At 37.9% G+C, this 12383-nt stretch carries 9 protein-coding genes and 1 tRNA gene; 2 read left to right on the forward strand and 8 right to left on the reverse strand.

What is annotated here, in order from left to right; genetic code table 11:
* Positions 1 to 226: 226 nt before the first annotated feature.
* The 7 genes from D1003_RS09145 to D1003_RS09170 form a co-directional block, all read right to left on the reverse strand.
* On the reverse strand, positions 227 to 883 hold the full coding sequence (locus D1003_RS09145) for a M48 family metallopeptidase (RefSeq protein WP_153936629.1): 657 nt from the start codon (positions 881 to 883) through the stop codon (positions 227 to 229).
* Complete coding sequence (locus D1003_RS09150; protein WP_153936630.1) at positions 883 to 3963, reverse strand: type I restriction endonuclease subunit R; 3081 nt, start codon at positions 3961 to 3963, stop codon at positions 883 to 885. The genes D1003_RS09145 and D1003_RS09150 overlap by 1 nt, the downstream gene beginning before the upstream one ends.
* 1 nt (position 3964) lies before the next feature.
* Positions 3965 to 5194 carry a restriction endonuclease subunit S gene (locus D1003_RS09155; protein ID WP_153936632.1) on the reverse strand — a complete coding sequence of 410 codons (1230 nt, stop codon included), beginning with the start codon at positions 5192 to 5194 and terminating at the stop codon, positions 3965 to 3967.
* A gap of 1 nt (position 5195) precedes the next feature.
* The gene (locus D1003_RS09160) at positions 5196 to 6830 is read right to left on the reverse strand and encodes an N-6 DNA methylase (RefSeq protein WP_221410926.1); all 1635 of its coding nucleotides are present in this window, start codon (positions 6828 to 6830) and stop codon (positions 5196 to 5198) included.
* Complete coding sequence (locus tag D1003_RS11110) at positions 6742 to 7251, reverse strand: type I restriction-modification system subunit M N-terminal domain-containing protein (protein ID WP_221410927.1); 510 nt, start codon at positions 7249 to 7251, stop codon at positions 6742 to 6744. Before D1003_RS11110 ends, D1003_RS09160 begins: the two co-directional genes overlap by 89 nt.
* A gap of 184 nt (positions 7252 to 7435) precedes the next feature.
* Positions 7436 to 8821 carry a serine hydrolase gene (locus tag D1003_RS09165; protein WP_153936634.1) on the reverse strand — a complete coding sequence of 462 codons (1386 nt, stop codon included), beginning with the start codon at positions 8819 to 8821 and terminating at the stop codon, positions 7436 to 7438.
* A 16-nt stretch (positions 8822 to 8837) separates the two neighbouring features.
* Positions 8838 to 10271 carry a TonB-dependent receptor gene (locus tag D1003_RS09170; protein WP_153936636.1) on the reverse strand — a complete coding sequence of 478 codons (1434 nt, stop codon included), beginning with the start codon at positions 10269 to 10271 and terminating at the stop codon, positions 8838 to 8840.
* 37 nt (positions 10272 to 10308) lie between these two features.
* Between D1003_RS09170 and D1003_RS09175 the strand changes: the two genes are divergently transcribed.
* A complete protein-coding gene (locus tag D1003_RS09175) occupies positions 10309 to 11094 on the forward strand; it encodes an MBL fold metallo-hydrolase (RefSeq protein ID WP_153936638.1) in 786 nt (261 codons plus the stop codon).
* A gap of 66 nt (positions 11095 to 11160) precedes the next feature.
* Positions 11161 to 11242 (forward strand) — tRNA-Leu (locus tag D1003_RS09180).
* A gap of 352 nt (positions 11243 to 11594) precedes the next feature.
* On the opposite strand, the gene D1003_RS09185 is transcribed toward D1003_RS09180, so the two are convergent.
* Positions 11595 to 11939, reverse strand: a complete 345-nt coding sequence (locus tag D1003_RS09185; RefSeq protein WP_153936641.1) for a hypothetical protein — start codon at positions 11937 to 11939, stop codon at positions 11595 to 11597.
* Positions 11940 to 12383: the final 444 nt, after the last annotated feature.

Raw genomic sequence — 12383 nt, forward strand, 5'->3', positions numbered from 1 at the left:
TAATTATTCACAACTATTTGAGTGTATGTGCAGCAGCGGATTAGAAGCACTTTCCTTTCGATTTAGCACAAAGTTTCTTTGAAGCACAGAGCTTCGATTTACCACTTTATCCGCTGTTATCACTTCGGTGTTCGTGTTCGTCCGGTTGGGCAGACACATTCTTTGCCAAGTTTGGGTTTTAGCGTTGGCTGTTGCGGCTCGCCAATGTGCGTGGCTGTTGCGTTGGCTATAAACTATTTCCATATTTTTCTAACCATTTTATTGATTCTTTGTAGTCGGGATAATAGGACTTTAATAATGTCCAAAATTTATGGGTATGACTCATCACTACGGTATGAAGCAACTCGTGAACAATCAAATAATCAATCACATAGTCTGGTGCTTTTATCAGTTTCCAATTCAGGGAAATGTTTTTGTCTTTTGAGCAGTTGCCCCATTTTGTTTTAGATTCTCTAATAAAAAACTTATTGTAAGGCAGTTTTAGCTTTGCAGACAATTCTTTTGTCCGTTTAGTCAGGTGTTTTTTGGCAATGGCTCTGTACCAATTTTCCTGAATGTTGGCATCAAGTAAATCTCGCTTTGCTCTGATGGTTTTGTGTTCGTGGTCTATGATTACCTTTTGCGCATAGGTGGTGTCATAGAAATAGCTGTAACGATTGCCAAAAAGCAGTAATTGGTTCCGTTGTAGTTCAATCTTTGACATTTCGTTGAAATACTTCAAGTTGCTGTCAATCCATTTGGCTTTCTTTTTTAGCATTGAAGAAATATCCTCATCAGAAAACGAAGGCGGTGCAATAATTCGCACCCGTCCATCTTCACTAACTCGAAGGCGGGCGTGTTTTACTTCCTTGCGGATTAATATATAGTTATCAGGTAACTGCATTAGTTTAACTTGTAATTCTGTAAAACGGCTTTCATTATCTGCTCCATCAATTCTTCGTTGCGGTCTATCTTCAATTTTTCAAATTTTGGATTTACTGACAACAATAAAATTTCATATTTCAAGCGGTCGAATTCTCTCGGTACTTCTTGCCATCCGTTGTAAATTTTGGCTTTGATTTTTTCGGCTGCTTCAAATGAAAATTTTCTTACCAATTCTTCATTGAATATTTCGCCCGATTGGTTTTTGATTATCGTATAAAACTCAAAACTGCCTTTGTCGGGGAAGCCCATTCGTGCAGGTAGTGATGCCACTTCGTCCAATTCGGTGTAAAGTGTGCCCAGCTGATTCAGGATTTCTTCAATCGCCAAACTTTCTTCTTGTTTCTGTCTAATCAATTCATCTAAACGGTTTTGGAACTCCACATAAATGGCACTGTTTACTTCGTTTTGGCGAATGACCGTTTCGATATCTCGAATAATTTTTTCCGCTTTATCCGAAGGGTCGAGTTTAATTTCTTGGAGCTTGTTCAGATAGTTCGAATCAATGGCAATTTCAGGTAAATGTCCTTTAAAGTTAAGCAGTTTGGCACTTTCCTGAATCAGCTTCCGAGTTTTGGCGGCATAGATTTCTGCATCAAAATCCAAGCGTTTGAATTCTTCTAAATAGATTTCGTAAATCTCATTTAGCCACAAATATTTTGTTTTAACTTCCCGAAGTGCCGGGTGTGGTGAAATGGATTCCCACAACTGAACTACTTCTCTAAACTCGTTTTCAAATTTACCGTGGTCTATTTCTGAAAGTTTTCTCACGATTGCCATTGTACATTCGTAGCTGTCTTCTAATACAATTTCGGCAAAGGGCTTCAATGCTTCTTCCAAAACTTTCGGGAAGGTTTTTACCAAACTTTCTACATCTTCAAACTCGCCAATGTCTTCGGGGTCGTAATTTAATGCCTCTTTATAATTTTGGAAAACACCCACATAATCCACTATTCGCCCAAACTCTTTGGACAGCTTGGTTACTTTATCATCATAAGGGCGGTTGGTGCGTGCTACGGCTTGTAAAAGGTTATGGTCTCGCAAAGGACTATCCAAATACATTGTTTGCTCAATGGGGGCATCAAAGCCTGTCAACAGCATATTGCAGACAATAAACACTTTCAGATTATTCCCCAACTTTTGTTCTTCTTCTGTAATTCTTCGCTTAAACTGTTTGATTAACCTTTTACGCTCTGCATCTTCTTTGTAATGGTCTTTGTATAGTTCGTATTTTTCGCCTTCTTCGTAATTGCCCGTTGAGAAAATAATTGCTATTTCCGAACGGTCAAAGTATTTCAATAGCTCGTTGTAATACAAAACACAGGCTTCTTTGTCGCAAGCCACGATTTGGGCTTTGTAGCCTTGTGGTTCTACGGTTTCTCTAAAATCGGTGGCAATAGCTTTGGCAAGAATTTCTATTCGCTCGGGGTGTTTTAAAAATACTTTCCAAGCCGAAACCCGTCTTTCAACGGCTCGTTTTTCGTCTTCGGTGAGTTCGGCTGTGATTTCTTCATAGCCTTGTTTTAGTTTCTCTTTATCCAAAAACCATTCAGTAGGTCCAAAGGTGTAGCGAATAGGTCTGGTAGCTCCATCATCTATCGCATCTTGAATGCTGTAACGGTCTAAATAATATTCGTGCTTTCCTTTTTCTTGGTCAACAATGCCAAATTCCTGGTGGGTTTTGGGAATGGGTGTGCCCGTAAAGGCAAAGCGTTTGGCATTGGGTAACACGGCTTGCAATTCCATTTGATAATTGCCGTATTGGGTGCGGTGGGCTTCATCTATAAGCACAATTACATTATCCCGCAAATCTTGGAGGTTGCCCAATTCATTAAATTTCTGAACGGTGGTAATGAACACGCCCGAAGGTGCGGTTTTGATAATGTGTTTTAAATCGCCTATGTTATTAACGGCTCGGGCATTGGGAAATTCGCAATCGTCAAATGTGCCGCCAATTTGTTCCCGCAAATCCTTGCGGTCCACCACTATGTAAATGGTTGGGTCTTTCAGTTCCTTGCTTTGTCGCAATTTGTAGGCGGTGTATAGCATTGTTAAACTTTTGCCACTGCCTTGGGTATGCCAAATAACGCCTTGGTTTAATTCACCCGTAATTACTCGTTCTGCAATTTTGTTGGCAGCTCTCAACTGCTGGTAACGGGCTATTTTTTTTATGATTTTGCCTTCTACTTCTTCAAACACGATGAAGTGCTTTAATATGTCTAACACACGGGCAGGCTGCAACAAGCCTATGATCCCGAGTTTCATTCGCTCCAACACTTCGCCATTGGGCAGGCGGGCTACATCAAAATTCCAAAGTCCGTCTTTTTGGTCTTGATAGATGGGGCAAAGGTCGTTTGTAGGTTCAAGGATTGGGTTGTGATGACTTACCTCTAAAATGGTGTCTTTCCACTCGTTGAAATAAGACGAAGAAGCTCCCAGAATACCGTATTTGGTAATTCTGCCATTGCAAGCCACTCCAAAACAATGACACATAAAAAGTTTTTCGGCTCGTTGGTCGTAGGTAGAAAACTGTTTAACACCTTCCATCCAATTGGTGCCTTTGCGGGCTCGTTGCTTGGCTTCTATGGGAACTAAGGGAATGCCATTGACCAACAGCACAATATCGGTTTTTACCATTTTGTAGCCTTGTACCCAATATTGGTTGGTAACGATGAAATCGTTTTTCCAAATCGTTTCAAAATCAATGAAATGCACATCAATGTCTTGGTCTTTTACGGTGTCTTGGTCTTTTACGGTAAGGGTAATGCCCGAAACCAATTGGTTTAAAAAGGCTTTGTTGCCGAAAATGGGTATAGGATTGTTCAGGTTTTGCAAGAGCAAATCTACGGCTCGCTGTGCAACATCTTCGTCAATGCCGTTTATAGCAGCCGTTTTTTCTATGAGTATTTGCTCAATAACGGGTTTGGAAAAAGGGCGTTCATAGACCTTTAAGTCTTCGTGGCTTCTAAACGACCAACCCATTTTGCTCAACCATTCGGTTACGGGTTTTTCTACTCCGTTGAGTTCTGATAAATTTCCCATATTATATTGTCTTTATAGTATTGTTAATTTCTTCCACCGCTTCAAACTGTGCGATAAACGCCTTCGGTAACCGCACCTTGCCCGCAAGCAAGTTTTGCATCAAGGATTTTTTTAAGCGTTGAAGCGTTTGGATTTTGGTTTGTTTTGTCATAAATTCTTCATCAGTTGATTTAATTTTTAATACAATTTCTTCTTGCTCTACTTTTGAAGTTGGTCGAAGTAGTTTGTATTTTTCAAATCCACTTTTGTTTATTTGTGGCGTGGCGTTTATTCCTGCTATTTCTTTGAAATGGGGTTTTCTGTATTCCATCATATAGTAAAAGAATTCCCCTGAATTATTGTCATTTGCGATAAGAGTATTTATTTGCTGATTAGTACAGGAATCAATTTTGGTGATTCCAATTTTCCCAATTGTGGAACCTATACAAACCACACAAACTGAATTGCTAGGTACTTTAAAACTGTGTCTAATTCCCTTTTCGGTTACATATCTTTCAGATACCGAAATATATTTTGAAACGCCTAAATCACCTGGGGTAATGAATGGAAAACGGGTTTCATTTTCCGTTTCTGAAAATACATTTGGCTCTGCGGTTGGTGGCGTTTTCCCTGTTTGGACAAAACCGTAATCTTTGACTCTTGCGACTTCCCACCCCTTCGGCACTTTGCCAAACTTTTCATCTTCATAAAATTCATCTTCGCTACGCCACGAGCCATCAGGTTTTAGTTTGCCGGTGAGCAGGTTTTGCATCAGGGCTTTTTTGAGTTTTTCGGCTGCCTTTATGCTGTTTTGGGTGACGGCTATGGCTTCATCTACTTTGGAAAGTAAAGTAGCTATGGCGGTTTGTTCGGGTTTGGGTGGAAAATCTGGTAGTTTGAATCTACCTAAATCAAAGGTCGTAATTTGGGGTTGTGCTGAACCTGAAGTTAACTTCTCCCTTTTTTGGGACTTTAAGAAGAAATACAAAAACTTAGTATCAACATCATCAGTTTCAAATTCGCAAATAATTGAATTATTTGTAATAAATGAATAGGGTGGACTAATATGAATAACACCGCTATTTTCACCACGGCAACTTACAAGAAGCATTTCATTTGTATGCGTGAATTGGTTGTGATATCCGATAATTCCATTCGCCCCACATACTGGATAATCGCCATTTTGAAATTCTTTTTCAGGCAGGTTTTTCCCATAATATAGTTTGCAAATATTTTTAAGTCTTTTCTGCATCTTAATTCAACACCTTTAAAAGTTCATCAATCGTTTTATCCAAAGCGGTTTCTTGGTTGAGCGTGGCTTTAAACTCGGCAATGGCTTGTTTTAGGTCAATTTCTTCTTCGGGTTCAAAGGTGTCCACATAGCGAGGTATGTTTAGGTTAAACTCGTTTTCTTCCAACTCTTCCATATCGGCAATGGCAAAGTAGCGTTTGCGTTGTTCGGGGTCTTGCAGCACTGTAATAAGTTCCTGCTCTACGGCGTCAATGGCTTGGCGTTCTTTTTCGGCTTGCTCGTGGGCAGCGGTTACTTTGGCGGCTTTCTCATTGGTGAGTTTATCTAAGGCATTTTGGGCAATTTCTACGGCTTTCAAATGCGTTTTAGTAGGGTTTTTGCCTTCGGCTGCTTTATCGGCAATTACTTTTTGGGCATTTGCTAATTTTTCGCTTTGTTTTTCTATGTCTTCGGCATAGTATTCTTCAATTTCCAAGAGTTTAAAATCAAGGTCTTCCTGTATCAGGGTTTTTAAGCGGATTTTTTGCGAGTCAATCCAATTCTTGGCAACTTCCAAATCGCCCCAACTTTCTAAAATGGTAGAAATACGCAGTATGTCGTGAGGCAAAAGCACATTCATATTAGCTTCTTCCTTGTACCAACCTTCTTTGGCGGCATACACCATCAGCACTTTGTCTTTGCGTTCTACCGGTTTGTTTTTATTGATAAACAAAATAGCACCCGGAATGGTAGTGCCGTAAAACAAATTGCCGGGCAATACCACTATGGCATCAATGATATTGTGCATTTCGGTAAACTCGCCGTTGTCGTTTACTTTACCCTGTAAAAATCCTCTGCGGATTAGATATTCGTCATCTGCCTTGCGGTTTTGTCCGTCTTCTTCTTCGGTTTTTTCGGGTTGCCCACGAAACAAAACCCCCTGCGGACAAACCACACCTGCTTTGCCATCCTCTTTTATGGAAGCAATAATGTGCTGCAAAAAGGCAAAATCTCCGTTGGAATAGGGTGGTGTTCCGTAGACCAAACGCTCATAAGGGTCGGTATAGCCTTCTTTGGGGTAAACCAACTGCGGTGAGCCGTCTTTTTTATTTTTAACCTTGCCTTTGCTGTCTTTTTTGGGCTCTCCTGTTTTAGTCCAATTCTCTTGTGAGAAAGGGAAATTAGCCATACATAAATCGAATTGCTTAATTGCCAATTCGTCATCTTCTTCCACAAATTTTGGGTCGAGCAGGGTGTCGCCTTTTTCAATGCGGGCATCCAAGCCGTGTAAAATCATATTGATATTGGCAATCGCCCAGGTGTTCCAAACATCTTCCTGCCCAAAAATGCGAATGGCTTTAGCGTTATTGTAATTGGCTTTGCAGTATTTGGCGGCATTAATCAAGAAACCACCCGAGCCGCAAGTAGGGTCGTAAACGGTGTTTCCTTTTTGCGGTTTCAGGTAACGCACGATAATATCCACTACTTCCTGTGGGGTATAGAATTGTCCTGCCGTGGTGTCCCCTTTGTTTTCATCAGCGAAACGCTTAATCAGGTATTCATAAGCATCACCCAACACATCTACGGAAGCGTTTTTGTTGCTCAAATCTACGGCATCCAAGTAACTCACCAAAGCGGTCAAGACTTGTGGACTCAATTTTTTGCTTCCCGAGCCATCTGGTGCAGGTTCGTTCCAACGCACGGTATTGATAACTCCTTATTAGAACGGCTTTGCCGTTTCTGTCCACATTAGCATCAGCAATTTCGTTTACAGCCTTGTTGAGTTTTTCATTTTTCTTATCAGGCGAAGCATCACGCACATCTTTCCAAAAACAGCCTTCAGGAATTTTGAAGTCGTGTTTTTCACGCATAATGATTTCCAACTCTCGTTCGGTGGGTTGTCTGCCTTCGCGTTTTACAAATTCCTTGATTTCGTTTTCAGTTTCCCACTCGTAGTTGTCGGAAAGTCGTTTGAAGAAGAGTAGAGAAAGTATGTAGGCTTTATAATCTTCAACCTTGTCACGAAGAATATCGGCCATTCCAAAAAGTGTACTTCCTAATGCTTGTTTTGTTATCATTTATTGTCTTGTTCTTTTTTATCTATTCAATTTATTTTCTGTCTCTGTTTGAGCGTTGACAAAGAACAGCTCCTTTGGTTTTTCAGCGTTGACTCTTATGTCAGAAAAAACCAAATGTGCTGTTTGTACGGTTGGCTTTTTTTACTGATTGCCAACGGGCAATGCCTTGTTATAGCCAGTTTTTTTATTCCTTTTTAAATATAATTTTCATTCCTCCCTGCTGTAATTCAAAGGTATTGTCTTTAATATTAAATATTACTTTTATATCGGCAGGTTCAAAGGTAAATGTATCATCTTCATAAGCTTTCAGTGGAATTGCTTCTTGTCCTGTTGCTTGTGTATAGAGTACATTCTCTTTCTTGGTTATCTGTATCTTTAATGGGAATTTCTCATTAGTATAAAGACCTAAGTATTTATCCAAATCTTCTGATTGTAAAACAACCGGTTTTAATGATTTTTCTACCGGTAAAGGCTCATTGTACAATATTTTTCTAATTTCTCTGATTGGTAGTTTTGTAGAAGAAAGATCATTATTTTGCAAGAAAATGATTGTTTTGTCATTAGTTAAATGTCTTTCGATAAAAGTAATGTATCCTGCCCAACCTCCTGAATGATTCACTATTGTACCGTATTTATCATTTTGGGAGAGACGCCAACCAAATCCATATGGATTTTCCTTTCCATCTGTAGTTTTTGAAGGCTGGTAAATCAATTTTTTATCATTTTTATCAACCAATTTATTTTCATATAAAGCTCTGTCCCAAATCAATAAATCGCTGACTGTTGAGTTAACCATTCCATCTCCAACAATCCCATCAAGATAATAAAATAATGTTTTTCCCAAACTATCAGGACGCACTTTATTGCCCAAACTGTCTGATACATATCCCAAAGCATAATTTTCAATCTTCTTGGGTTCATATTTACTTCTATAAACAAAGGTATTCTTCATTTTTAGAGGTGTGAAAATATATTGCGTCAAGAATTTATCAAATGATTTCTTAGAAACCCGCTCAATAATCAAACCTAACAAAGCATAGCCCGTATTGCTGTATTCAAATTTTTCGTTAGGTTTGAACAATACATTGGGCTTGTATTTGGCAAATTCATTTACTATATCCTGATTGGTTGCAAATTTTGTTTTATCCCATTTTTCTTCAAAAAAATCCATATAATCAGGTAAACCGCTGGTATGATTTAATAAATTCCTTATCGAAATGTCCCCATAAAAAGCAAGTCCGGGAATGTATTTTGATATTTTATCATCGTAATTTAGTTCGCCTTGTTTTTGGAGAATGACTATCCCCATTGCTGTAAACTGCTTAGAAACTGAGGCCAACTCAAAAATTGTATTTTTATCAAGTTTTCTTTTGGCTGATTCATCGGCATATCCATAACTTTTTTCAAAGATGATATTACCCTTTTCCGCAATCAAGACGTTTCCATTGAAAGCTTTCTTTTCATACAAAGTAGTAAATAAGCTGTCTAATAGCTTCACTTGGGAATTTTGTCCAAATGATAGGGTTGAAAAAATAATACTCAATCCTATTAAAATACTCCTTTTTTTCATATTATGTGAGTTTATTTTAAAAACCCTTTAGAGCTATCGCTTCTTTGTAACCAAACATTCCTCTGTCTTTAATCATATCCGCTACACCTTCTGGAAGTTGGCATTCCCAACCTGTTTCGCAATTTGCAATTTTAGCCAGAATCTCACGAGAGTAAATTTCGGAATATTTAGGATTATAAGTCTCAATATCAACGATTCTATTATTATGCTTAAAATACTTATACAGTTCCTTAAGATTTTCGGTAACTTTCAAATTGTCAGAATTTAATACCTCATGAGATTCAGGATCTTTGTATGGATACAAATAAACTTTCATATCTTTTCTAAAGAATTTACCAAACGCTTCCAATATTCCACCTGGCAAGTTTTTGTAATAATCTTCATCAAAAACCATCAACAAATTATTAACGCCCATCGCTACCCCTAGATAGCGAATGTTATAGCTGTAAAAATACTCTACCAAACGATAATACTCAGAAAAGTTAGACACCATTACAGTATAACCCAACTTTGCCAACACATCTACCCTATCCAAAAAGTCTCTCTCGTCTATTTTACCCGTTGCTCTAAGATTAGCCGTTGTAATTTCAAAGATAATTACGGTATCTTCAGGTTTTCCTTTAGTATCCTTTAGAAATAGATTTAGCCCATTTTCAAACATATCTATATTTACCAATGTTACAGGTCTAAAACTACCTCTAACCGCAAAAACATCTTTTTTGTAAAGAATATCTGCAGGAAGCATATTTTTACCTTCCGAATTAAATATCACCGCTTCTGTCATACCTTTTTTGACAAGTTGTAAGCTCATCAATCGGTTATCAACATATTCAAACGCAGGCCCCTGAAAATCAATCATATCAATTTCTATTTTATCAATAGAAATATCATCGTAAAGGCTGTTAATCAAGTGTCTTGGATTATCAGCATAGTTAAAAGCCCCAAAAATGAGATTAACACCTAGATTCCCTAAAGTTTCCTGCTGAAGCGTAGCATCATTTTCTTTAAATCTGATATGCAGAATAATTTCGCTGTACTCCACTCCTGCCTCGTGCTGGAACATCAATCCTACCCAACCATGACCTTTAAAGGTCTTGTGGTAATTTATCGTGGTTACGGTATTAGCATACGAAAAAAACTTTCTATCTGGAGTTTCGGTATTATCTAGTCGCTCCTCTATAAGGCTCACCTCGTGTCTGAGCATTTTTTTTAATCTATTCTGAGTAACGAATCTATTTTTAACCTCTTGCCCATAGATGGCATTACTATATTCCTTATCATAAGCAGACATCGCTTTAGCAATAGTACCGGAAGCTCCTCCTGCTCTAAAGAAATGACGTACCGTCTCCTGCCCCGCTCCAATTTCCGCAAATGTCCCGTATATTGAAGGGTCTAAATTAACAGCTAATGCTTTTTGTTTAGGGGTTAAAACCGCTTTGATTCCCGACATATTCGCAATATTTATATTTTTTTGTAAATTTACCAAAATGATTTTAAACTCAAAAATGAAGCTAAAATTTTTAGGCACAGGCACTTCGCAAGGCATACCTGTTATAGGATCTAAGCACCCTGTTTGTCTTTCTCAAAATCCTAAAGATAAAAGACTTAGATCTTCCGCCATAATTACAACTAATGCTAATAAAAAAATCTTAATAGATTGCGGCCCCGACTTTAGACAACAAATGCTTTCCTTCGGAGAATCTCACATAGATGCACTCCTAGTAACGCACGAGCATAATGACCATATTATTGGACTAGACGACCTTCGTCCCATTATTTTCAACACTAATAAAAACATACCTATCTATTGTTTAGAAAGAGTTTCAAACGAAATTATGCAAAGGTTTCCCTATGCCTTCGCTACGGAAAAATATCCTGGAGCACCAAGTTTTGACTTGTATAAAATTACTGACCAATCATTTGAACTACTAGAAACTTTAGTAGAACCTATAGAAGTACTCCACGGAAAACTCCCCATACTTGGTTATAAAATAGGAAATCTAGCCTATGTCACCGATGCGAGTTTCATTAGTGAAGTCCAACTTAAAAAATTAAAAAATTTAGATATTTTAATCATTAACTGCTTAAGAGCAGAAGAAGCTCATACTTCTCACTTTATACTTCCACAAGTTTTAGATCTTATAGAAATCCTAAAACCTAAAATGACTTACCTCACACATATTAGCCATAGATTAGGGTTTCACGATGAAATAGAAAGTCTATTACCTCCGCACATAAAACCAGCTTATGACGGATTGGAAATTTTTTGGTAAAATTCTAGAAAATATTTTTGTATAATCTAAAAAAAGTATATATTTGCAGTCTCTAATTCAACCCTTGCCCAGATGGCGGAATTGGTAGACGCGTTGGTCTCAAACACCAATGCCGAAAGGCGTGCCGGTTCGATCCCGGCTCTGGGTACGATTTTAAAAGCGTAATTTGTTAATTTATAACGAGTTACGCTTTTTTGTTTCTCCATTTTGCCGACGAATTGCCGATTTTTGCCGAAAAAATGAAATTTCCTAAAAATTCAGACCCTTTTTGTTGTCCTTAACAATATGGTAACTTAATACTCTTGTATGATAACTTAGGAGGTTTATATGGTAACTTTCTTGTGATTTTATTTGCCATACATAACAGAAGCCCCTGCAAACCTCATCTATATTGCTCTGATTATGAAACATTAGCCTTTTTAGTCTATTGATTATGAACATTTAGCCCTTTTAGTCTATACGCAAATACAAAAAAGCCCCCTGTATTTTGGGGGCAGTGGTCAGAGTTTTATAGTTGGGGTTATATTTAAAGCGGTTTCTATTTCGCTGATGAGTTCCAACTCTTGGAGTGGGATTAGTGTTTGTGCAAATTGCAATACATTAGCTACCTCTATCGGACTTGCACCGAGTGTATCGTATTGCTGTTTTGGTGTCATTTTGCCGTTATCTTCTAGATTATACAAAGCACACGCACAAACCCCTATTATGTTTTTGACTAACCAACCTAAATTTTGCGTTTGGTCAAAGGGGCTACACTTTAACCCTTTTTCTTTAATTGTACTAATGTACTGGTCTAGTTCTACTGGTTTACCGTTGATGATTACGGCAGTTTCTTTTTTGGTCATAATTCTTGGTATTTAGGAATATTAAACCCGTACGGCTAAGGTGTCCTACGCTACCAAAAGCGTTGCAGGGCTTTCGCCTACTGCCACCATACCACACGGGCAAAATGTTTGTTTTTCTTGTCATTATTTTTGGTATTTAGGAATTACAAATATAACTAAAACCTCATCTATTTTATAATTAAATTGTAGTTTTTTGGGATTAAAGCGTAATTTTTTGAGGTAAAAATGGTAATTAAATGTAAATAAAACGCAATTAACACTCAATTAAACGCTTCATCTAATTTTGTGTAAACCATTTATCAAAAGGCATTTGCAGGGTTTTTAGCGTTTTTAATATTGCTTAATGGGGGTGTACCGCCCCTGTATAAAATAATCGCTCAAAATAACCACATTTAACCCTTTGGGTATAGCTACATTTTGCTATACACTCCCCTTGAATATAAT

Origin of the sequence: Riemerella anatipestifer, assembly GCF_009663465.1 — a bacterium.
In the GTDB taxonomy this organism is placed as follows: domain Bacteria; phylum Bacteroidota; class Bacteroidia; order Flavobacteriales; family Weeksellaceae; genus Riemerella; species Riemerella anatipestifer_C.

Excerpts from the sequence above, each read along its gene's own strand:
- D1003_RS11110 (WP_221410927.1), bottom strand. The coding sequence starts at position 7,251 with ATGATAACAAAACAAGCATTAGGAAGTACACTTTTTGGAATGGCCGAT.
- D1003_RS09155 (WP_153936632.1), bottom strand. The coding sequence starts at position 5,194 with ATGCAGAAAAGACTTAAAAATATTTGCAAACTATATTATGGGAAAAAC.
- D1003_RS09145 (WP_153936629.1), bottom strand. The coding sequence starts at position 883 with ATGCAGTTACCTGATAACTATATATTAATCCGCAAGGAAGTAAAACAC.
- D1003_RS09185 (WP_153936641.1), bottom strand. The coding sequence starts at position 11,939 with ATGACCAAAAAAGAAACTGCCGTAATCATCAACGGTAAACCAGTAGAA.
- D1003_RS09170 (WP_153936636.1), bottom strand. The coding sequence starts at position 10,271 with ATGTCGGGAATCAAAGCGGTTTTAACCCCTAAACAAAAAGCATTAGCT.
- D1003_RS09175 (WP_153936638.1), top strand. The coding sequence starts at position 10,309 with ATGATTTTAAACTCAAAAATGAAGCTAAAATTTTTAGGCACAGGCACT.
- D1003_RS09165 (WP_153936634.1), bottom strand. The coding sequence starts at position 8,821 with ATGAAAAAAAGGAGTATTTTAATAGGATTGAGTATTATTTTTTCAACC.
- D1003_RS09150 (WP_153936630.1), bottom strand. The coding sequence starts at position 3,963 with ATGGGAAATTTATCAGAACTCAACGGAGTAGAAAAACCCGTAACCGAA.